The sequence below is a fragment of the Amycolatopsis keratiniphila genome (assembly GCF_000400635.2).
GTDB classification, from domain to species: Bacteria; Actinomycetota; Actinomycetes; order Mycobacteriales; family Pseudonocardiaceae; genus Amycolatopsis; species Amycolatopsis keratiniphila.
Map to the genome: position 1 here is coordinate 4,903,491 of NC_021252.1, position 21,466 is coordinate 4,924,956.

Annotated in this window: 24 protein-coding genes and 1 pseudogene; 12 read left to right on the forward strand and 13 right to left on the reverse strand. The window is 66.3% G+C overall.

What is annotated here, in order from left to right:
• Window positions 1-81: 81 nt before the first annotated feature.
• From AORI_RS63365 to AORI_RS63410, 10 genes are all read right to left on the reverse strand, one after another.
• The gene (locus AORI_RS63365) at window positions 82-336 is read right to left on the reverse strand and encodes a hypothetical protein (RefSeq protein WP_016334811.1); all 255 of its coding nucleotides are present in this window, start codon (window positions 334-336) and stop codon (window positions 82-84) included.
• 16 nt (window positions 337-352) lie between these two features.
• Window positions 353-1,336 carry a hypothetical protein gene (locus AORI_RS63370; protein ID WP_016334812.1) on the reverse strand — a complete coding sequence of 328 codons (984 nt, stop codon included), beginning with the start codon at window positions 1,334-1,336 and terminating at the stop codon, window positions 353-355.
• A gap of 79 nt (window positions 1,337-1,415) precedes the next feature.
• Window positions 1,416-2,321 carry a type II secretion system F family protein gene (locus tag AORI_RS63375; RefSeq protein WP_016334813.1) on the reverse strand — a complete coding sequence of 302 codons (906 nt, stop codon included), beginning with the start codon at window positions 2,319-2,321 and terminating at the stop codon, window positions 1,416-1,418.
• Window positions 2,318-3,244, reverse strand: coding sequence for a type II secretion system F family protein (locus tag AORI_RS63380; protein ID WP_016334814.1), 927 nt, complete (start codon window positions 3,242-3,244; stop codon window positions 2,318-2,320). The genes AORI_RS63375 and AORI_RS63380 overlap by 4 nt, the downstream gene beginning before the upstream one ends.
• Complete coding sequence (locus tag AORI_RS63385) at window positions 3,241-4,707, reverse strand: TadA family conjugal transfer-associated ATPase (RefSeq protein ID WP_228688152.1); 1,467 nt, start codon at window positions 4,705-4,707, stop codon at window positions 3,241-3,243. Before AORI_RS63385 ends, AORI_RS63380 begins: the two co-directional genes overlap by 4 nt.
• 59 nt (window positions 4,708-4,766) lie before the next feature.
• Complete coding sequence (locus AORI_RS63390) at window positions 4,767-5,594, reverse strand: CpaE/TadZ family protein (protein ID WP_016334816.1); 828 nt, start codon at window positions 5,592-5,594, stop codon at window positions 4,767-4,769.
• Window positions 5,595-5,634: 40 nt separating this feature from the next.
• Window positions 5,635-6,330 carry an SAF domain-containing protein gene (locus AORI_RS63395; RefSeq protein WP_016334817.1) on the reverse strand — a complete coding sequence of 232 codons (696 nt, stop codon included), beginning with the start codon at window positions 6,328-6,330 and terminating at the stop codon, window positions 5,635-5,637.
• Window positions 6,331-6,411: 81 nt separating this feature from the next.
• Complete coding sequence (locus AORI_RS63400) at window positions 6,412-6,843, reverse strand: hypothetical protein (RefSeq protein WP_228688153.1); 432 nt, start codon at window positions 6,841-6,843, stop codon at window positions 6,412-6,414.
• A 524-nt stretch (window positions 6,844-7,367) separates the two neighbouring features.
• Window positions 7,368-7,967: a hypothetical protein gene (locus AORI_RS83400; protein ID WP_123798461.1), complete on the reverse strand. Its 600-nt coding sequence runs from the start codon at window positions 7,965-7,967 to the stop codon at window positions 7,368-7,370.
• A 28-nt stretch (window positions 7,968-7,995) separates the two neighbouring features.
• A complete protein-coding gene (locus AORI_RS63410) occupies window positions 7,996-8,679 on the reverse strand; it encodes an A24 family peptidase (RefSeq protein WP_016334821.1) in 684 nt (227 codons plus the stop codon).
• Between the two features lie 346 nt (window positions 8,680-9,025).
• Between AORI_RS63410 and AORI_RS63415 the strand changes: the two genes are divergently transcribed.
• Window positions 9,026-9,436 (forward strand): winged helix-turn-helix transcriptional regulator, encoded by a 411-nt coding sequence (locus tag AORI_RS63415; protein WP_016334822.1) that lies wholly within the window; start codon window positions 9,026-9,028, stop codon window positions 9,434-9,436.
• A gap of 2 nt (window positions 9,437-9,438) precedes the next feature.
• Here AORI_RS63415 and AORI_RS63420 read toward each other — a convergent pair whose 3' ends face one another.
• A complete protein-coding gene (locus AORI_RS63420) occupies window positions 9,439-12,129 on the reverse strand; it encodes an MFS transporter (protein ID WP_016334823.1) in 2,691 nt (896 codons plus the stop codon).
• A 226-nt stretch (window positions 12,130-12,355) separates the two neighbouring features.
• Between AORI_RS63420 and AORI_RS63425 the strand changes: the two genes are divergently transcribed.
• On the forward strand, window positions 12,356-12,913 hold the full coding sequence (locus AORI_RS63425) for an NUDIX hydrolase (RefSeq protein WP_016334824.1): 558 nt from the start codon (window positions 12,356-12,358) through the stop codon (window positions 12,911-12,913).
• A 4-nt stretch (window positions 12,914-12,917) separates the two neighbouring features.
• On the opposite strand, the gene AORI_RS63430 is transcribed toward AORI_RS63425, so the two are convergent.
• Window positions 12,918-14,249, reverse strand: coding sequence for a helix-turn-helix domain-containing protein (locus AORI_RS63430; RefSeq protein ID WP_043848164.1), 1,332 nt, complete (start codon window positions 14,247-14,249; stop codon window positions 12,918-12,920).
• A 595-nt stretch (window positions 14,250-14,844) separates the two neighbouring features.
• On the opposite strand from AORI_RS63430, the gene AORI_RS63435 reads away from it, so the two are divergent.
• From AORI_RS63435 to AORI_RS63470, 10 genes and pseudogenes are all read left to right on the forward strand, one after another.
• Window positions 14,845-15,438: an RNA polymerase sigma factor gene (locus tag AORI_RS63435; RefSeq protein WP_016334826.1), complete on the forward strand. Its 594-nt coding sequence runs from the start codon at window positions 14,845-14,847 to the stop codon at window positions 15,436-15,438.
• A gap of 282 nt (window positions 15,439-15,720) precedes the next feature.
• A complete protein-coding gene (locus AORI_RS63440) occupies window positions 15,721-15,903 on the forward strand; it encodes a hypothetical protein (RefSeq protein WP_016334827.1) in 183 nt (60 codons plus the stop codon).
• A gap of 271 nt (window positions 15,904-16,174) precedes the next feature.
• A complete protein-coding gene (locus tag AORI_RS84780; protein ID WP_420806990.1) occupies window positions 16,175-16,291 on the forward strand; it encodes a helix-turn-helix domain-containing protein in 117 nt (38 codons plus the stop codon).
• Window positions 16,264-16,740, forward strand: coding sequence for an NUDIX hydrolase (locus AORI_RS63445; protein WP_228688154.1), 477 nt, complete (start codon window positions 16,264-16,266; stop codon window positions 16,738-16,740). Before AORI_RS84780 ends, AORI_RS63445 begins: the two co-directional genes overlap by 28 nt.
• Before the next feature lie 54 nt (window positions 16,741-16,794).
• Window positions 16,795-17,016: pseudogene (locus tag AORI_RS84785) on the forward strand (helix-turn-helix domain-containing protein); the annotation flags it as partial.
• Between the two features lie 96 nt (window positions 17,017-17,112).
• Window positions 17,113-17,649, forward strand: coding sequence for a DUF5753 domain-containing protein (locus tag AORI_RS84360; protein ID WP_228688155.1), 537 nt, complete (start codon window positions 17,113-17,115; stop codon window positions 17,647-17,649).
• A 53-nt stretch (window positions 17,650-17,702) separates the two neighbouring features.
• Complete coding sequence (locus AORI_RS82935; protein WP_043848167.1) at window positions 17,703-18,821, forward strand: radical SAM protein; 1,119 nt, start codon at window positions 17,703-17,705, stop codon at window positions 18,819-18,821.
• Entirely contained in the window at window positions 18,818-19,471 is a 654-nt protein-coding gene (gene tmk, locus AORI_RS63460; protein ID WP_016334830.1) for a dTMP kinase, read from the forward strand. Before AORI_RS82935 ends, tmk begins: the two co-directional genes overlap by 4 nt.
• On the forward strand, window positions 19,462-20,301 hold the full coding sequence (locus tag AORI_RS63465) for an endonuclease/exonuclease/phosphatase family protein (RefSeq protein WP_016334831.1): 840 nt from the start codon (window positions 19,462-19,464) through the stop codon (window positions 20,299-20,301). Before tmk ends, AORI_RS63465 begins: the two co-directional genes overlap by 10 nt.
• A gap of 70 nt (window positions 20,302-20,371) precedes the next feature.
• A complete protein-coding gene (locus AORI_RS63470; protein ID WP_016334832.1) occupies window positions 20,372-20,869 on the forward strand; it encodes an NUDIX hydrolase in 498 nt (165 codons plus the stop codon).
• A 9-nt stretch (window positions 20,870-20,878) separates the two neighbouring features.
• On the opposite strand, the gene AORI_RS82440 is transcribed toward AORI_RS63470, so the two are convergent.
• Window positions 20,879-21,400: a hypothetical protein gene (locus AORI_RS82440; RefSeq protein WP_016334833.1), complete on the reverse strand. Its 522-nt coding sequence runs from the start codon at window positions 21,398-21,400 to the stop codon at window positions 20,879-20,881.
• Window positions 21,401-21,466 lie beyond the last annotated feature (66 nt).

Sequence of the window (21,466 nt, forward strand, 5' to 3'; positions counted from 1 at the left end):
TTCGACACGTCGTTCGATCTCCTCAGCGGTCGGCATCGTGTGGTCTCCTTTGCAGTTAAGGGCTTCCAGGTACGTACAGGTTCACTTGATCTGGCCTTGGTAGGTCTGGACGGCGGCACGGATGGCGAAGCCAAGCCCGATCGCCACGGCAAGGCCGATCGCGACGAGGACCGCCTTTTCCACGGACTCGGATCCGCGGTCTCCCGATGCACGGGCCCGCGACCAGTGGTCTTCTGCAGTCACGACGTAGCTGAGCACCCAGGCGGTGAGGAACAGTCCGAGCCGGGCGCCTCGTCGCCGGACTGTGGTCGCGCAGCGCTTGAGATGGTTAAGCATGAGTATCGTTCTCCTTTCACGAGGAAGTCGTTGGCCTATAAGGTTTGCCGGTTGACTTCGCGTTCACGGCTGCCTCTTCATGACTAGGCGTGTTGATGATTCGCCCGACCGGGAGGCCCCCTGCTCCGGGCCACTCGGACGGAGGTTGCTCCCACGGGAATGCCCCGGAATGCGTGATATCCCGTGCCGCGGTGACGTGAGCGAACACGTTTCGCGGCAACGCGTCGGAGTCCTGCGACAACCTGGTGAGGTGGTCTTGCCCCGGGATGGCGGCCAGGGTGTGACTGACGCGGGCAGCGAGATCGTGTCGCCGGAGTTTCTGTTCCCACGCACGACAAAGCACCACGCACCCTCGCACTTGCCGCGCTACCTCCCGCAGGCTCGTATCGATGTCGTCGACCGCTCGCCGCGTCGCGGTGACCAGGTCATCGGTCGTGTCGAGCTCGGCAGCGACCTCATCGGCAAGAGCGCGGGCCTCGCGGGTGCGGTCGAGGCAGCACAAAGTCCGCCACACCACTGTGTGGATCTCACCCGGCAATGCGGGATCGAGCCAGGCGAGTGCCGGACTCCGGTGTAGTGTCTGCACCCCCGTCAGCAACTCGGCGACCAGTTCGCGGGAATCTCCACCCAGGTCATCGAAATCGCGACGCCGGTAGAACTCTCCCCACCGAAGCCGAAGCCGCGGTACACCTTCATACTCGAAGGAGGTCTCACCGGGTGGGCGGCAAAGGAGACGAAAGAGACCCAGCACCACGATCAAGGTCACCAAGCCGATGCCGAACTTCTCGCCGAATCCGTGACCGGCGCAGGAGATCTGAATGGCCAGCCCCGCGGCGAAAAGTCCTTTGAGGATGGTCGTCGGGCGAACGAGGCTGAGGGCTTGCCTGCGCCGCCACTGCCGCGGGGTCATGGCAGGGTTGAGCAGCACGGTGGCGTAGCCGTCGGGGAGCATGCAGTCGAGTACCGGCGGCACCGTTGCAGGCGATTGATGGTTGTGCATCAGGTTTCTCCTTCAGTCGGGGCCGATTTCTGTCTCTGGAAAGGAAAGCGGAGGTCGCGACGGGGCGTCGCGCGTTTGGCTAGCCCCCTCCTACGGCCAACCTGATCATGGCGGGGTACATGACCAGGAGCAGGAACGCGACCAGCAGCAGTGCGACGGGGAGCGCGAGACGTTGGGAGCGGGCGTTGGCGTCGGTTTTGTCGGCGGCCAGCGCGGCGGCGCGCAGTGCACTCGATTTGGCGATCAGGGTGGTGTAGATGGCGGCGCCGTCGGCCGCGGTGGCGAGGATGTCGGCCAGGTCGCTGAGTTCGACGACTCCCATACGTTTCCCCAGCCGGGACAAGGCTTCCCACGGGGTATGACCGGCCTGTGTCGCGCGGCCGAGGGTTCTGCTGATCCGGGCGAACACCCACGAGTCTCCGACTGCGGCGGCCTCCCCCAGCGCCTGGCTGGGGGCGCGGCCGGTGGCGCGTTCCTGCGCGACGAGGTCGAGATAGGCGGCGGTGGCGCGACGGAATTCCTCCCGCGCCCGAGCGGCGTCCTCCTGCACGGCCAGGACCGGCACCGCCGATCCGGCCGCCGCGCCGGCGATCACGGCCAGCACCACCACCGGGGCGGACAGGTCGATGCCGCCGAACCAGCTAAGCCCGGCCATCACGAACACGGTTCCGGCAGCGGCAGCAGCCCAGGTCAGGCGGCGAGCAAGGTAGCGGTCGGCGGTCTGATCGAGGACGTCGAGGTCGGTGGCGGGGATGCCCCACCAGCGGTTCGACGACCGTCCGGAGATCCCGGCAAGACGTTCGATCCGGGTCGACCAGCGGCTGCGTGGCGGCGCTCCGTCAGCACGGCGGGCGGCACGGTCGTCCAGTTCGGCGACCGCGGCGGCCACGTTGACCGGCGCCGGGCGCAGCAGCGCCAGGAGCACGCAGACCAGAGCCAACCCGCCCAGCGCGCCCAGCAACGCAGCGGTGATCCCGGGATTCATCGCGGCACCTCCACGTCGACATCGGTGGCAGCGAACGGGGTGCGCCTCGGTTTCGGTGCCCCGGGAGGGATCCTCGAGGCGGCGCCGAGCAGGCGGGCGGGGCGGCGCGTCCGGGTCAGCAGGTGCATCCACCACCCGGCCGCGCCCAGCAGACCACCGATCCCGGCCATCACGAGCTGGCCGAGCAGGTCGTTGAACGGGGTAAGGAACTCGTACGCGAAGACCACCAGTCCGGTGAGCAGGAGCGCGGTGATGCCGAGGATGGCGCGGACATCGGTGCGGGGCTTAGCGCGGTCGGCTTCGATGTCGCGGCGGGCGACGACCTCGCGTTCTAGGGCGGTGGCCTTGCTGTCGAGAATGTCGACCAGTCCGCGTCCGCCCGCGCGGGCGCGCAGGATCAGCGCGAGCACGACTTCGTCGGCGGCTTCGTCGCCCACGTCCTCGGCGAAAGCGCGGAGCGCGGCCTCCAGGCCACGCGTCCGCAGACGTACCGCCAGGGTTTCGATCTCGCCGCTCAGTGCTTCGGGGGCGGTGCGGGCGGAGGTGGCGATCGCTTGCTCCAGTCCGCCGGCGCCGGAGGCCAGGACATCGGCGAGACGCCGGACCCAGCTGGCGAGGGCGTCCAACCTCGCGATCACGCGGCGGGCGTCGTGGCCGCGGGCGAGGATCGGCACCGTCAGCGCCGCTGTGACAGTCAGGATGATGGCGACCGGCCAGCCGGTGCCCCACCAGACGATCCCGCCCGCGGCGACCGCGACGACGACCCGCCGCCGCGGTACTCGTGCCGCGAACGTCTTCCAGCCCGCGCGGCGCGCCGTGCGCGGTGTCGTCGACCGGGCGGCGGGTGGGCGGAAGGCCGCAACAGCGCAGGCGATCGCTGCCGCCGCGGCGACGCCGAGCAGGCCCGCCCAGACGCCCGTCATCGCCTTCCTCCGTCCGGCAGCTCGGTGGTCTGCCAGGTGTCGGCTCCGGCGGTGTCGAACAGGTGGCGGTCGAACCCGTGCCTCGTCAAGCGCTCCAGCAGATCACGGCTCGGTGGGTAGGCCGGGACAGCGCGGCCGTCTTCCGGGCGTGGGGCGAAGATCCTGGTGGTGTCCGGTCGGCCGGAATCTCCGACCGGGCCGACCTCGATGATCTCGGTGACGAACCGCTGCCTGCGCCGCCCACTAGCCGTGGCGTGGTCAGCGCGGGCGACGTGCACGACGAGGTCGATCGCCGAGGCAGTCCACTGGTGAGCTGCCTCGATCGCCAGCGGTGGATGAGCGAGTTGCCCGAGCGCGCCGATCCGGTCGAACACCGCCGAGGCGCTCGTGGCATGCAAGGTGCACATGCCGCCGGTGGCGCCGTTCCCGAGCGCCCGCAGCATCGCGGTGACTTCCCCTGCCCGGACTTCCCCGACGATCACCCGGCTCGGCGAGTGCCGCAGCGTCTGCTTCAGCAGGTCGTCCAAGGAGATCTCCCCGATCCCCTCCGAGTTCGCCGGACGGGCCTCCAAGGGGGTGACCAAGGGACGGGCGCCGATGTGCAGACCGAGTTCGTACTCCTCCTCGACCGTGACAACGTGCTCGTAGTCCGGGATCTCCGCGCACAACGCGCGCAGCAACGTCGTCTTGCCCGCGGCCGGGCCACCGGACACGATCACGTTGCAGCCCGCCCGCACCGCCGACCGCAGGAAAGCGCCAAGTAGAGGATCGAGCGTGCCGTTGGCCACGAGATCGTTCAGGCCGACGTCGACCAGCCGGTGGCGGCGGATCGCCACTCGCGGCCGGTCGGACACCTCCATCACCGCGGCCACCCGCGCCCCCAACGGGCCACCAGCGCCGATCCTCAGGTTCCCCAGCGGGCGTCCGGCGTTGAACTCCCGGGAGGTCTGGCCTTGGCGGGCGAACATCGCCGCCAACATCTCCACCAGCTCGGCGTCGGTGTCGGCTATCGGGTGTGGCCACTGCTCGACCGTGCCGTCCGCCAGCTCCAGCAGGATCCGGTCACAGCCGTGCACGTGAATGTTCTCCACATCGTCGCGCTCCAACAGCTCCTCCAAGGCACCCAGCCCGGACAACGCGGCGACGACCGCGCGGGCCAGCCGGCGTTCTTCGGTAGCCGGTAAGAGTGCGTGTCCGGCGGTTGCGCGGCGTTGCACCCAGCCGGCGACCTCGTCGGCCACGTAGGCACGCATCCGCGCCTGCTGCTCCTCGCCCGTGAGCGGTGTGTCCACATGGGACTCACCCGCCGCCACGCGTTCCAACCGGGCAGCGACCACTTCCCGGATCTCCCGGACGACCGCGGAATCGACATACCCGGCCTCCACAGTGTTCTGCGGCTGGACCGGAATTCGCGGGAGCGCTGTCGCCGATCCCGCCGGGCTACTGCGCGGAGGCCGCGACATCGCCAGTTGCTGTGGGAACGCCGACTCACCTGAGGGACGAAACCCGTTACGCGGCAACGTCATCGCGCACCTCCGGAAAGCAAGTGGGCCGAAGTCGACACAGCCAGAATGCGCGGTTCGCTCGGCGCGTAGGTGTGATAAGTGCCGTGCAGGCGACGCGCGACGCGGCGTGCACTGCGCAGCAGCGGCGACCGGTGAGGAAGGGCTCCTCCGTCGATGCCGTCGGAGAACACCGCCGCCGTCCGCGCGGCCATCGGGACTTCCACCGCGGCCTCCCGCCCCAGCGCCACTCGGACTTCGCGGGTGCCCGCGGGCGTAGTCGCGCAGACGGCCAGCGCGAGCCGCTGAGGCAGAATCCGTTCGGCGAGCTCGGCCAGGACGGGGCGTGCGGCCAGCACATGCCGCTGTGTGGGGCGCACCGCGACCAGTACGAGGTCTGCCGCGAGCAGCACCGGCCACGGCGTCGCCGAGCTGAAACGGCCGAGGTCGACCAGCGCGTCGGCGGGATGCCCGGCCGTGGTTTTGAACGCGGCCAATGCCACGGTCAGGCGGGTCCATCCGGCCGTGCCGATCGCGGTGTGCTGGCTCGGTGTGCTCAGCCCGGCCAGCAGGCCGACGTGCCGTGCCGGAGGCACCGCCTGCACATGCGCATTTAGCGTCGCAGGGTCTCCTGCGGTCGCGTGCCGGGTCGCGATGGCATGCGACAACAGGCCGAGATCGGTCCGAAGGAATCCGTTCACGACCCAATGCCCCAGCCAGCCCGGCGCCAGGTCGCCCCCGGCGGGGTCGCAGTCGGCCAGCAGCACCGGCGCGGGCCATGCCGCCGCCAGCGCGGCCAGCATCGTGGTCCCGCCGGGCGATCCCTTGCCCGACACGATCGTGATCATTGCCATTTCCCTCACCACTCCCTTCGACAGCTGGTCTCTGTCACGCGCCCGGTCCGAGCTGGACTAGGACGACCTGCCCGGCGGAGGCGCTGGTCGCGGCGTCCGCGACGTCAGCGCCGACGACGACATCGACCGTCACCGCGCCGGCGGAATCCGGCGGGCCGACCCCGAGCACCCGCGCCCGAAACGGATCCGACATGTTCACCGGGGCCTGCCCGACGTCGGACCCGTTCCCGGCCGCGACCGGGGTGACCTGCACCAGATCCCCAGCCGACAAGCCACGGGCAGGGAGGTGACCCGGCCGCACGAGCAGCCCCGCCAGCCGCTCCCCTGGCCCCGGAATCGGCTGTCCGGACAGCTGGCCGGGCACCAGCACCGTCCCCGCGGGCAGGACCGATCGCGCGACCTGGCCCACGACCCGGTCCCTGTCACCGGCCGGGATGAAGGCCAGCGGCTGATCCGGGACGGCCTTGACCACACCGAGATCGCTCGCCTCGATCCTTTGTCCCCAGTCCACGTCGCGGGTGAGCGTGAGGGCATCGACCCGGTCGTCCTGCCCCGTGATCAAGGCGAAGTTGCCGAGCGCGACGACCGCGGCCAGCACCACCGCAACCCCCAGCAGCCACCAACGCCGTCGCCGCGGCACCCGTGGTGCCTCGTCGTCCTCGGGTTCGGTGTAGGGCGAGTCGCTGCCGTGCGCTTTCGGTTGCCGTGAAAAAGACAAAGCGGTACCCATAGCGGTATTCCTCCACGATTCCGAATTACGGCTTCGGTGCGCCTAAGAATGTGTTAATCGCACTTTCGACAGAGTGTGGTGCTAGTTCGCGCGCAGGGCTTGCACTTCGGCGACCGCGAACGTCGCTCTCGCCCGCGACTGCATCAACGGGAAATCGCCGCCGACAGAGCCGGTACCGTCCGAACCGACCCAGCTCACCGACCACTGGATCGCCCACTCCGCGGTGGTCTGATCGTTCGGCTGCCCGACCGAACTGCGTGTGTACACGAAACCGCAATCAGGGCTGGCGGCATGCAGCCCTCGGGAACGGTCATACGGTGTTCCCGGCCCCGAACAGGACATCGACCCGCCGGACCCCGACTTGAACGTCATCCCCGTCGGCGTCGCGGTCACCTCAGCCCACACCGGCCCGGCCTGCACCCGCTCGACAGCCGGTTTCCACACGCTGTGATCCGTCCAAATCCAGGTGTTCTCCCCGACGATCGTGGCAGCCCGGCCATCGGGCAACCGCACGTCCGGAGAATGCCGGGGCACCGGCAACGGTAACCGCAGCTGCTCGAACGCGCGCGCGGCAAGCTCCGCCGGCGTTGGCAACGGCGGAGCCGCCGGACCACCTGAAGCCGCGAGTTCGTCGACAGGCAACGAAGGAAGGCAGCGGATCCCGAACGCACTGCCGCCCGGCCGACCTACGCCAGGTGAGCCACCAACACCGAAACCGCCGAACGAACAGCCGGCAGGAAGCCCGTCCGACGGCTCCAGTGCTCCGTTGCCAATTGCCGCCCGCCGATCCTGACCCGAGGACTTCCTTCCCGGTCCGCCTGGCCGGACCGGAGCCTGCCCCCGCTGCCGCAGCGCCTCCATGTCGACCGTCGGAGGAGCGACCAATCCCGACGAGTCCCCCGGCACCACGATGACCTGGCCATCATCGGCAGTCGGTGGCACCGCGGCCTGCGCCTGGGGCGTGACGAGGCCGACCGCTCCTCCGATCAGGCAGACGAGACCGATCGAAGTAGCCGGCATGCTGGGTGGCCGGAACATCAGCATGTCCCGCCGGTGAACGCGACCTTGGCGACTCGCCACCGACCGTCCGTGCTGTCCCGCTTGAGGTCGGCGCTCACCGGGTTCCTCGGCACCCCGACAGTTTTCGGATCACCGGTCGCCGCATCCACCTGTCCCGTGCGCGACGCGTCCTGGCAATCACTCACGATGGCGGACGCGCCGTCGATCCGAACGGACTGAATCCGCGCGGTGACGTCGCCGTAGACCTTGATTCCCGCTTGCTTCTGACTACGCATCGCGTTCAGCGTCGTGGTGAGCTGGGGATCGACCGCCACCGCCGCCATCGCGGCACGCCACGTCTCCTCCGGCTCGTCGTCGGTCCGAAGTGTCTGCGACCAGAACGCGGAGTAAGCCGATTCGACCGCTGCCCGTTCATCCTGGCCTGAAGAACTCGCCGACTGTGGTGGCGCGGATGGCGCCGACAGATTCGGTGACGACGGCGAAACCTGCCCCGTGTCCGCACTGCAGCTCACTATCAGCAGCACCACTGCCGATCCGGCCAGGACAGCCGCCAGCGCCCGCCGAGTACTGACTTTGTTCATGATTCCTCCCCAATGCTGACTCCGGTCCGTGCCCAACCACGCCGTCCCGCGCTCAACGATCTGTCTATGCCACGACGACGCTCGCCAACGCTCCGCCGAGCAGTGACGGGCCGGCAGCGAAAGTGGCATGTTTGCTCTTGGACGACACCGCGACCACGAGGGCGATCACCGCGGTAAGTCCGCTGGCGAATAGCAGGCCGCGAAGTAAGCCGTCCCACCCGAACCAACCGAGGAACAACGCGAGTGCGCCGTACAGCGCCGTATCGCCTCCTCCGGTGTGGTTCGGCGCGCAGATCTGAACCAGAGACACGAGACCGTAAATGACCACGGCAGCCACGCAGGCGAAGCCGAACCTCGACCAGGCCCTGTCCATGAGTGCGATGCCGAAGAAAAGAATGGCGCAACCGCCCGCCAGCGCGGTCACCATTGGAAACGGAAGCCGTCGGCATCGGAGATCCGTGAGCGCGAGACCAATTCCCAACGCGCAGGCCCAGCACCACACCGGCCAGCTCGGCGTCGCGCCCAGCCGAAGCCAGCCGATCCAGCTCGCCGCCACCGTCGCGGCCGACATAGTGGCCGCGACCGCGACCTGTGCCCACAGTCCAGTCACCAGCGCCGTGCCCGTCGTGCGCTTCGCGGCCGCGAGCAGTGCAGGGCCCGCAACGAGGCTTCCCGTGCCCACCGCGACCACCATGGCCGAAACCACTGAAACCTCCCAACCGAACAGGACAGCGAAGTCGGTAGTCACTTCGTTCCAGCACCGTGTCCTCCCACGTTCTCACTGCTTATGCCGGTGTTCACGGCACCGGCCCCAGGGCCTACCGGAGCGAGGACGTCCCTGTGAGGGCGATGCTGATGAACGGCGGCCAACTGAATGAGCGAGCCCGAAAACGCGTTGCTCCCGCTGGCTTGCCACACCCAGTCGGCCGACCGTGCTCCTCTTGCGTCACCAGGCAGTCCATTTCCTGGCTGAGATCAACACGTACACCCACGGGTCCGACTGAGTGCAAGGTAAGTACCCGGGTGAGTGTGGGCTCAGTGGGCCACCTTTCACCCGTTTGGGGCAGGCGGCCGACCGAGCCGAAGTTTCCCCCATGGCGCGCCGCCGGATCGTGTTAGCTGAGGGCATGGGTGGGGAGAACGTCTCGTATCAGCAAAGGGTGAACGACGCCGTCTCGATTCTCCGCGGGCAGTGGACGATCTCCGTCCTCGCCGCGCTCGCGCTGGGGGAGCTGCCGTACAAGGAACTGTTGACGGCGGTCAACACAGCCGAGCATCGTCCCGGTGGGCGTGCCCCGCTGTCAGATCGCGTATTCACCGACACGTTGAAGCGAGCGCAGGGACATAGCTTGATCGATAAACGCACAGACCCGCAGCGCTCCGGCGTCTCTGTCTACGAGCTGACGCCCAAGGGCCGAGCCCTCCTTCGGGCAGTTCGTCCGCTCGTCGAGTGGGCTCAGGAGCACGAGGATCAGGACGACCACGACGCCGTCCGGGTCGACTGACGTCAGCGGTGTTCAGCCTGTGGAACCCGCAGCGATGCCGGTGCGCCCTTGACCACGCAAACGCGATCGCGCCCCGACTGTTTGGCGGCGAACATCGCGTTGTCTGCGGCGAGAAGTAACTCTTCGAGGTCCTGTCCAACGCCGGGATACTGTGCGGCGCCGATCGACACACTGACTCGAAGGTCAGCTAGCTGCTCGTCTTCTTCGCCGAAGCGGAGTGCTCGAACGGCCGCGCAGATCCGCTCGGCAACGCTGACGGCGTCGTCGACCGCCGCGTCCGGCAGGAGAACAACGAACTCTTCACCGCCGAAGCGTCCAGTCAGGTCGTACGCGCGGACCTGACGCCGCACGGTGTCAGCAACGGTTTGGAGCACCCGGTCGCCGACAAGGTGGCCATGGGTGTCGTTGATGCGTTTGAAGTTGTCGAGGTCGAGCATCAGGACCGCTACGGACGTTCGGTAGCGCTTGGCTTTGCCGAACGCACGTTCAGAGAGGCTTCGCCAACTGGTCGCGTTGAGGAGGCCGGTCTTCCGATCCGTGGTCGCTGCTTGCTCGAGGTGCTTGACGAGGACGCTGCGGTGCAGCACGTAGACGGTGGGCAATACGAACGCGATCAGCCATGGCCGCCAGATCATCAACGCCGCGGTCAGAACGCCGATGCACAGTGTGACGATTTCCAAGGCGTTGTCGCTCCAGCTGCCCAGCAGCCGCGCGCAAGACCGTTCGCCGTCCTCGAGCGCGATCACCGCCCCGACGAGCACGGAGTTCATCGTCCAGAATGTCGCGATGACCAGCACCGGCCCGATCAGGTCCTGGGGCCGGACGATGTCCAGGATCTGGCCATGCGGAACCGCGTGAACGACGATCCACGCCGCATAGACCGACAAGATCATCACACTGGCGTTGAACACCGCTCGGTAGATCGGGACGCCGGAAGTCCAGCGCCACGTCCTCCACCACAAATGCAGGTACAGGAGGACAACTGTCGCCGCGCCGAGAGCCGGACCGGCCAACATGGTCACGGCCAAGATCGAAACCGAGCTCATGTTGACGTGCGGCGTATCCGAAAGCTGCCTGCGAATGCGTTCGATGTACCGCGTCGCTTCCGCGACGGCCAGCCCCGCGCCGAGCAGTACCGCGAACCCGATCCACCCTGTCAAGGTCACCGAACTGGTCACGGCCATCACGACCGTCGTGACAGTCGCAGCTGTCACGACGCCAACGACGAAGGCGACTACACGAGGCCGCAAGGCGAAGAGTCTCCCCCTTGTCGCTCTTCGGTTGCGCCTGAATACGCTGCGCGTCCGGCCGCTCGTCCTGTGATCCTCACCCTTCATACTGGCTGCGCTTGCGTCCCCGGACGGTCCAGCCGCGGTTGGCGTTGCTCCCGCCTCCGCCGCCGAGCCGTCCGTGCAGTCCGTTTCCTGGGAGGAGGTGCTCGTCGTGGCCGGAAAGGAATGGTGAGGTGAATCCGCAACGCGTTCGGACCGGTTCCCGCGCCTTCGCCGGGAGCCGGTCCAGTTCCAGATACCGAGGAGCACCAACGCCAGGACAGCAGCGATCAGCCCGGCACCCGCGACCGCACGGAACGAGCCGATCGATTCAGCAGCAAGCCCGCCGAGAACCACGGCGACACCCTGCGAGCAGTACATACAGGTGGCCATCCGGCCCATCACCCGACCGAGGTGCCGGTCAGGAACGATCCCGACGACCATCGTCTGCGTCTGGATGAGATATGCGGTGGAAAGGGCGCCGGAGAGTCCCCAGAGCGCTACAGATATCGGCAGCCCGGGACCGAGACCGCAGACCACGAGGACAAGTCCGGCCGCAACCGCGAGCACGAGAGCGGCGAGCGGTGAAGTCGGAATCCGTATGCGAGTCGTGAGCCAAGCCCCGATCGCGCTTCCAGCAGGATCGGCCGCTAGGAGAAGACCCACGCCCCAGGTGGCGACACCCAGCTCGTCGGCATACGGCACGGCAAGCCCCTCGGGCACGATGTACAGGCCAAGGAGGCACGCCAACCCGAAAAGGACGGCGAGCTGGCCACGGTGGCCGAAGTCGCCGACACGATGGTCACCAGCTGCCGATTGACCTCGAGCGGCCGGTCGCGCACGAACTCCGGCGAGGACCAGGACTGCGCTGCACAGGAAAGTCGCCGAGTTCACCAGCATGCCGACGTGGGGTTCAACGACGACTAGCAGCAACCCGCCGCCGGCGAAACCAGCGAGCTGAGCTGCCTGGGTAGTGAACTGCCGGAGAGCAACGCCCGCCGCGTATTCGTCATCGCGCTCGAGGATCTGCGGGATCAGCGACATGTGAGCGGCTTTGAAAGGGCCCGCCACGACGCTCAGTAAACCCACGCATACCCACAACGCGGGCAGCGGCATAGCCGGAATCGCCATCAGCGAAGCCAGAACCGCGCGCACGATGTCCGCGGTGACGATCACTGTCCGCCGCGGAAAACGATCGGCCAGACCGGAGAGGAGAAACCCGCCCAGCACCGAAGGCACAAAAGTCAGGCCGTACGTCAGCGCGGTCAGAACCGCGGACGAGGTCTGAGCGAACACCACCAGCGACAGCGCCACACGAGCGACCTGGTCACCGGCGATCGAAACCAGTTCGGCTATCCACAGCGAGCGAAACTCGCGCACGCGTAGCGGCACTGAAAAGCCAGCTCTGCCCTGCTCAGCCATTCCCTCCCCCGCAACCCTCACGGCAGCGGTCCCCGTTCCGCTGCCACAGCGAGTATCCCGACAGCTACGGTAGGTGCGAACCGGGAAGAGGTCGTCCTTCGCGAATTAGGTTCACTCGGAAGTACCATGCCGACTACACATGGTTACTTCCGCATCAGGATGCTGGTCAGCCTCGATCGACCAGGCCGTACTGCTTCAACGACGATCCGCCGTAGGATCTGTCCACGTGGCTATCGAACCCAACGGGCACGAGTTGACGCGCTGGAAGATTCACGGGGAGCGGCTCGTCGACGACACGCGACGCTTACGGCTGAGCATCGCCTCCGTCGAACTGCCCGACGGCGTGACTTTCGAGCAGTACGTGTTGCGAATCCCCAAGGCGGCCATGGTGGCCGTCCTCGACGACCAAGACCGCGTGCTCATGATGTGGCGCCACCGGTTCATCATCGACCGATGGGTCTGGGAGCTGCCCGGTGGCTACGTCGACCCCGACGAAGATCCCGCGAAGACCGCGGCGCGTGAAGTTGAGGAGGAGACGGGCTGGCGACCGCTCGACGTCGAGCCTCTCGGCTCGCTGCAGCCCATGGTCGGCAGTGCCGACGCCGAGAACCTCTTGTACTTGGCTCGAGGAGCCGAATATGTCGGCGAGCCCGAAGACATCAACGAGGCTGAGCGCGTAGCTTGGATCGAGCTCGACACCGTACGCGACCGCATCGCCAAGGGCGAGATCGTCGGTGCGGCATCTCAGGTCGCGCTACTTCACGTTCTCGCGTTCCATCGCTGACGCTTCACACGGGAGTGGGGACACCTGCCGCGGTCATCTGGGCGTACAGGGACCGCACGCGGCGGTCGCTCCGATTCACCGCGAGGCGCCGTCCAACGTCGGCGAGATAGGCGCCGCCTCGAACCGACCGGACGTGCTTACTCATCTTCACGGCCGTTGCGGCAACCTTGCAGGCTTCGTCAAGACGATTTTGATCGGCCAACGTTGACGCGAGCAAGGCGGTGTTGAACAGCCTTCCACGCTCGTATCCATCGCTCATGCCCAGTGACTGCCGGGCGAACCGCTCGGCTTCGACAGGGCGCCCGAGGTCACGGAAGGTATGCGCGAACTTGGCCGAGAGATAAGCGTTGTCGAAATAGGTCAACCAGGTCGGACCCGATCCGGGGACGAACCTCTCGAAGGCACTTTCCGCGTCGCGAAGTGCCGCGAAGCAAGCAGAAGGGTTCGCCTGCAGTGCGTGACCATGCGCTTCCAGTACAGCGGCCTCGGCTTGCAAGGCCACCAGGCCGGACCGCTTCGCCGTCCTCCTAGCGGCGAGCGCCATGTCTACGGCGACCCCGTGGGCTTTATTGAACGCGGCGTGGTGACTCATCGCCGCCAGCATCTCGGCTTCGAGCGCATCGTCACCGGCGTCCTGCGCCAACTTCAAAGCGTCACGAAGGTACCGCTGCCCTTCCCCCGCGTTACCGATGTCGTAAGCGATCCAACCGACAACCTGATGTAGTTCGGCAGCTGCTCCGTACAGTTCTTCACGTTCCGCCAGGCTCTTGGTCGTGTCGTTCAACATCGGCGTCACAGTGGAAGTCAGGTACCTGGTGGTGGTCGACGTGGCTTGGCTATGCCCGCCGCCGTACCGATTGTCGAGTCGCCGGAACGTCGCCGTCATGTCCCGAACAAGGTCGACGTCGCTGCTCCTGGGTTTCGGCAAAACTGCCGCCGGCGCCGGGGTCGCGCCGAGAAGCGAAGCACCAACTGCTGTCACACCTACGCCTGCAGCTTTGAAGAATTGTCTCCGTTGCACGTCGTCGAGGTTAGCTTCCCGCTTCACCTCTGCCGATGCTTCGCATGTATCGGAAAACTTGAACCAGAGGAGCGAAGGCGGGACGTGTAGTGCCTTCGCCCACCGTTCGAGGCTATGCAGATTGCCAGGCCGACGAGCATCTGGCGCCTCGAGCCGACTCACTTGTGCTTGCGCCAGCCCGAGCCACCGGCCGAGCGCCGCTTGCGACACATGCGGCGTGCTTTCACGGCGATACGCCGCGAAGAGCCGGCCGAAGTGGCGCGCCTCAAGCGCGGCACGGATGCTCTCCGCCTGCCAGAACGACTCCGGCCTCATAGGTGCTTCGTGAGAGACCAGGCGACGAATGCACGGTCCGCAGTGCTTACTCACGCGATCGCGGGCCAGGCGCGCACCGCACGCCTCGCACCTGCGCGCTGCACTTTGCACAAAGATCACCTCCGTCAAGCCTTCACCGCATTGTATGCGACTCAATACTCAGAGTCGCGAATTCCATACCTGCCATGTATGGAATCCGGTATCCGTGTCCCTCTACCAGCAGATTTCATGCACAACTGTCGTTCCGCCCCGGCGACCACGGGCAGACACTCAGTACATGCAGCAGGTGACTCACGGTAACAAAGCCACGCTTCGGGCCGTCGACCGCCCGGTCCGCAGCCGACCGGTCAAGAACCTCAACCACGAGCGAGCACCTTGATTCGTTCACGACCGCCCTGGCGTGACCTCCTCCGCGATGCGCGTGCGGCAGGGTGAGAGGAATCCCGGAATCTGACCCCTCGCCGGGATTCCTCTCACCCTGCCGCCCCGCAGACCGGCGGCGGGAGTACGTGCCGAGTCCGTCCACTCCGCCGCCGTTCCACAACGAATGCCGAAGCTTCTCAGCACCTATAGATTTCGAAGAGGCGAAACCGCCATGTTTGAAACCGACCCCCGTTACCTGTATGACCTAAATTCCGACTCCGATCTCGTAGCTGCCTTCCGAGCAGGTGATGTCAGTGCCTTCAGTGCGTTGTACGTGCGCCACAGGATCACCGCCCTGCGTTACGCGCGACGCCTCAGCACCTGCGACGCCACTGCGGAAGACGTTGTCGCCGATGCCTTTATCAACATCTACCTGGCCCTGCTCGCAGGCCGCGGACCGCGTGATGACTTCAGGAACTATCTGATTTCCACAGTCCGAAACATCACCATCCACAATTACCGAAAGAACCGTCGCCTGAAATTCGTTGACGATATCGAAAAATTCGCGCACGACACCGAGTTGTCGCCGGCGGCGATACTGCAGGAGCGAATCCAGTCGCACTTGGAACGCAGCCGAGCAACCCATGCCTTTCTCCGGCTTCCCGAATCCTGGCGCCAGATCCTCACGCTCACCATCCTCGACGAGCGACCGATCGCCGACGTAGCCGCCATCGTCGGACGGACACCCAACGCCACCCACGCGCTGGCCTTACGCGCTCGCCGCGGCCTGCGAGCCACGTACGCCGAGCTACCTGACGCCGCTTGAACTGACCGGCGAGGACAAGTGCCACCCTTCGGACCGCCGGGAAGGAGATCGAATGTCCCGACCGAAGTCGACCTGGCATGAGGCCAGCGCTCGAACCAGCGCCTCCGAGCAGACCCAAGTCATCCCCGTTCTGCCTTCCTTCGAACCCGAGCGGCTCCTCCACTTATGGATCGAAGCCCAGCTCCCGACCGCCCCACTGCCACCAGCGATCCAGTGGCCGCACCGCGACCTCGACTTTTCTCCACACTGAACGCCCGCCCCCGACCCGAGGAGGAGTTACCGATGCCCGCGGGACGCCACTCGTACGTCACCACTCGACGCACTTCAACCAGTTCGAAGCCTGGCCATGTCAGCTACCTCGGCTTCCTCCTCTTGCTCGTCGGTGGTGGCGTCATCATCGGCAGCGCGTTCGTCATCGCCTACCTCGGGGCGAGGCTCTACTTCGGACTTCCGCTCATGTTCTAGGCCTCACGCCGTCCGGTCCCGTCTTTTAGTCCTGGTACAGCCCACATCACTCGCGACGCAGAGAAGGGAAGATCAGGTGCCCGTTCCTGAACGCCGGCAGCGTGCCGCAGGGTCATCGCTCGGTTCGAACTGGCCGACGATCGGTCGCCAGATCGCCGCCCGCCACTACGAGGTGAGCGACCAGATCGCGGACCCGGACTGGACGAAGAACTTCTCCCTCTTCGGCGATTTCCTGCCGTGGACACCTCGAGACGGACGGCGCCCTCACCAGGTGTGGGAAGCCATCGAGCGACGCGCGCGAGGCGTACCGATCCACGCGATCGCCGCTCGCCTAGGACGGTCCCAGAGCACAATCGTCCGTTGGCTGCAGCAGCGAGGCCGGCCCTGATGAAGCTCAGCGCGAACAGCGACGATGCGTCTGGACCGCGAGTGTGCACCTACGCCTTGATCGGTCGCTACGAGCAGATCCTGCTCATAGCGACCGCCGACAGAAGCCACGTCCTCCCCGGAGGCCCGGTCCATAGTGGCGAACCGATCGAGCACGCGCTCCAGCGCACGCTGCGCGATCAGCTTGGGACAACCTTGGCCAGCATTGAGTTCTGCTCGGTGATAGAACACGAGGACGACAGGGGCGTCTGGCTCGGTTCGGCATCGGAAGTGGCCTTCCTGTTCGACGTCACACTTCCCGACGTCAGCAGCATCTCTGACCGCTTTCCCTGTATGCACTGGTGGGCAAACGAGTCAGATCTCGGCCTATTGCAACCGGCTGCGATCAGAAACGCGATTCTGACCGGCAATCTTTCGTCGGATTTTCCATGGTGGGCATGGTCACCCTGACACATCAAGTAGACACACCACACATAGGACAATCCCCGAATCACTGAGGAAATTGTGACACCGAACCAAGACAGGCTCCCGTCCACGGCAAAACGAAGGGAACTGGGCACCGAGCTTCGACGAATCCGAAAGCGTGCAGGATACACCGGAGGTGAGCTTGGCCTTCAGCTGAATTGGAACGCATCCACCATTTCACGCCTGGAGAAAGGTTTAAGCAAGGTTGAGGACGGACGAGTCGCACTCTACCTCGCAAGAGCTGGCGCCACCCCCGCCGAACTAGACGACTTGGTCACTCTGGACCGGCGACCGGACGACGGCTACCAGGTCCGTCCCCACCCCGCGGGCTGCCCCGACAGCCTTCCCATCATCACCATGCTCGACACGGAAAGCACATCGATCACCACCTACGATCCCGTGGAAGTCCCCCGCCATCTACAGGTTGAAACCTACATCCGGAATTCGCGCGGATACGACCACTGCCACGATCTCGACACGATTCTGCGAACCCGGCTGCACAGTCAGCAATCTTCTTTCCGACACCCCCGGTCCTTCACGTTCTATATTCCCGAAACTGTACTCGGAGGGCAGATCGGGTGCCCCACGGTCGCGCACGCGCAACTGTCACACCTGCTGATCGCGTCGTCACTACCCCACTGCCGCATCCACCTCGTGCCCACAGGTGCGGGCTTGGCCGACATCCGCACCGCGTTCACCCTTTACCAACACGACGACCATCGCCCCGTGATCCATTGCCAACTTCCCTCGATCAGCCTCTTTCTCGAGAACGACCACGACATCGCCTTTTTCGAAAGCTATCTAGAGCGCATCACGCGCCCGGCCCTCAGCCGCCAAGAAACCCGCGACTGGCTCACCGGACGCTTGGCCAAGCTCGAAGCCACACCTGGATGACCACCGCTCACGCAACCCGAGCTAGCACCACCGGAAGGTATGGAGTTTCGCTGATGAACGCTCGCAGCATCGCCGCAGACAACGTGGCAACATCGTGCTACTTCCGCACCACGGTCGAGCAGCCGTTCCGGAAGGCGCTAGTACAGATCAACGAGGATTGCAATCTTCGCTGCGCACACTGTTTCGTGTCGGCGACGCGCGTCGGCACGCAGATGCCACTGGGCGAGGTGATCGAGAAGGTGATTCCGCGCCTAGCTGAAGCCCGGGTCAAACGGGTCACCCTGACCGGTGGGGAGCCGACGATCCACCCTGACTTCCTGGCGATCGTGCGTGCGTTCCGCACGGCCGGGATGGATGTCGGGATATGCACCAACGCCACCACTCTGGACGCGGTCCAGATCGCGACGCTCGCCGAGCTGGCCGTGCATTGCAACGTTTCCCTCGACGGGTTCGCCGCCGATTCCCACGGTAAGTTCCGGGGCGATCGCGGCAGCTTCGCTACCACCGTGGACACTGTCGAAAGGCTCGGCAAGGCCGGGATCCTGCAGGGACTCTTGTGCACGCCGAACACGTTGGCAGAGAACGATGAATATGCGAGGCTGTGCGCGTTCGCGCGCGCGAACGGTGCGCGCTACGTACTGTTGAACCCGTTGGGCAGTATGGGCCGCGGGGTCAAGTCTCGGGCAAAGCTGGCGAAGACGAGTTTGCACATGCGGGAGATCTTCGAGCTGACCGCGCCCTTCGATGGTCCGGAGCTGGACGTCGCGCACATCCGCTTCCCGAACGTCGAGCGCCGCCCGCTGGCCGGTTGTGAGGCCGGCACGATCATCTACGTGTTCACCCCCGGCGAAGTCACCGTGTGCCCGTACCTGGTGTTCGCCGCCCGGACCCCTCAATCCCGACACACCGATACAGAGTTCATCGTCGGCAACATCTTCACCGACCCGGACATCGCCACCCGCCTGGACGACTACCGCTTCCACGACCGCTACCAGGTCGGCGCCAATCCCACCTGTACAGCGTGCGCAGTGAACTCCTCCTGCGGCAAAGGGTGCCCCGCCGCGGTCGTCGCCGGCGGTGGCCGGATCGGCGACGTGGACAACGAGCAATGTCCAGTCGTCGACGGAGCACACTACGAGGGACGGCGGCTGCTTCCGCTGATGCCGGCATGACCTGCCGGTTCGCTGATCCTCAACGCCTGCCCGGCACGCTGATCACCCTCGATGGCCCCGGTGGCGTGGGCAAATCCACGACCGCGGACTTGGTCGGCGAGACGCTGGCCGCGGCCGGGTTGCCCGTTCACGCAACGGCACAACCCTCACGTGCGCCGCTGGGCGAACTGGCCCGGCACGGCACCGACGCCTACCGGGACATGGCCTTGGCGTGCCTCTGCGCCGCCGACCGGCATCACCAGCTCGACGCCGAGATCCTGCCGGCGCTCGATGACGGGCAGGTCGTGGTGTGTGATCGCTACGTCGCCTCGTCTCTCGTCCTACAAGGCCTCGACGGTCTGCCTGCCGAGGTGGTGTGGCAGCTCAACCACGGCGTCTACCAACCCGACCTGTCGATCATCCTCACCGGCGATCCACAGGTCATCGACTCTCGCCTCCGGGCCCGTGGCGGACACAGCCGCTTCGAGCGCGCCGCGGACAACAGCGCCCGCGAGACCGCCTTGTACGTCCACGCCGTCGCCAACCTGCAGGACAGAGGCTGGCCGGTGACCACGGTGGACGCCACCAACGGGTCACCCGGGACAATTGCCTCCACTGTCGTGTCCCTCATCCAGCAGGTTCTGAGCGAGAAGAGCCCGGCATGCCTCTGAGTCTGATCACCGTCAACGTCGGTGCCCCGTCTCTCGACCGCGCGCGGCGCCAGCTCCGCTGGCTCGCCGAGCGCTCCGAAGACGTGCTGGTCCTGACCGAAACCAAAGCTACCGCAGGCAGCCAGTTCCTCGCCGAAGCATTCACCGCAGCCGGGTACGCCGTGACCTTTCCCGAGCACGCCCCTGGCGAACTCGGCGTCATGATCATCAGCAAGCTCGCCGTCACACCCGACCCGCTCAGCACCGCCATGGACTACTTGCCGGCTCGTGCCGCCGGGGTCGTCGTTGACACCACTGACGGACCGCTCCGCGTCGCCGGCGCCTACGTGCCATCCCGCGACTCCAGTGCGGACAAGACCGAACGCAAGATGACCTGGTTACAACGCTTCCAAGACGCCCTCGACCGCACGGCGAACGGCACTCCGTTGCTGCTGCTCGGCGACCTCAACGTTCTCGAGCCCACCCACACACCAGCCCACCGCGGCCAGTTCGCTCCCTTCGAGTACGCCTTCTACACCGGCCTGACCGACCGGCACCACCTCATCGACCTCTTCCGGCACCTACACCCGGACCAGGTCGAACACAGCTGGGCCCGCCGACCGGAGCTGGGCTACCGCTACGACCACGCCCACGGATCCCTCACGCTGGCCGAACGGCTCACGGCCTGCGACTACGTCCACGAGACGCGGGAGATCGGCCCGGACGGCACCCGGCTGACCGACCACTCGGGACTCGCCGTGCGGCTGACACTGACAGCGACCACAACGCTGCTAACGTCGGATCCCGCAACGGCGGTCACATCCGCCGAGCCGGAGGCCACCCTGTTCTGACACGGTCTCCACTCGTCGCCGGCCGCCGGGACCCGATGCCCGCCAGCCGACCGCGAGGTACCACCGCAGGATGTCCAGCTCGACCAGTACCACCACGCCCCGAATCGGTGCCCGCGTACTCCTGCTCGACCCCGCCGATCGCGTACTGCTCATCCACGCCCTCGACCCCACCAACCCCGACCACCACTGGTGGGAACTACCCGGCGGCGGACTCGACGACGGCGAAACTCTCCACGACGCGGCCCGCCGCGAGGTCGCCGAAGAGACTGGCCTCACCCTCACCGCCATCGGCCGCAAATTGTGGACCCGCGAATCCCGCTTCCGTTACAAGAACCGCGACCACCACCGCATCGACCACGTCTTCCTCGCCCGTACCTCGACCACCACAGCTGAGGTCGCGCTTAAACCCACCGAGAACGAGCAAGCCGGGTTGATCGAGCGACGCTGGTGGACAGTGGACGACCTTGAGGACTGCAACGACAAACTCCTCCCCGCCGAGATGCCCGACCTGCTGAAGGCCGTGCTCACCGGGCAGTTCAACGACACGCCCCTTGTAATCGCTGGCTGACCGGACGCGTCACCACCATTGCGTCCACTGGAACTGCGCTGGCACGACCTTCTGTTCGACCTGATGCGAGCAGGGATACGGGCTCGTCGGACCAACGGCTCCAATACGCGCCCAGAACGCGACCGCGACCGGATCCTGCCCGATCGGCAGCATCGTCCATTCGAAGCGAGCCGCCCGGGCGACCGCGGCGGCCACCAGCACGCTCCCGGCGCCGCGGCGACGGTGCTTCTCCTCGACCTCGACATTCACGAGGATCGCGCGCCGGTCGATGCCACACAGGGAAAAGCGGATCTCACCGAAGATCGTGTGCCCCATGCGCAGCTGGACAGCACCGATCCCGGCCCCCGTCAACGGCGGGAGCAGCACGAGCCGCAGTCCGTATTCGTCGACGTGGTCTTCGGTGATCTGCCGTGACAGGGCTGGGTCGATCAACGCCCACACCCCATCACGCCCCGGCAGGGCATAGCAGGCCTCACACAGCCATTCCGGCGCCCGGTAGTCCTGCGACCAGCCCTGCCGGACCCGTGCCACCGCGAGATCATGACCCCACGGACATCGTGTCGGCGCCCCAGAACCCGGTCGGATCGGTACTTCCAG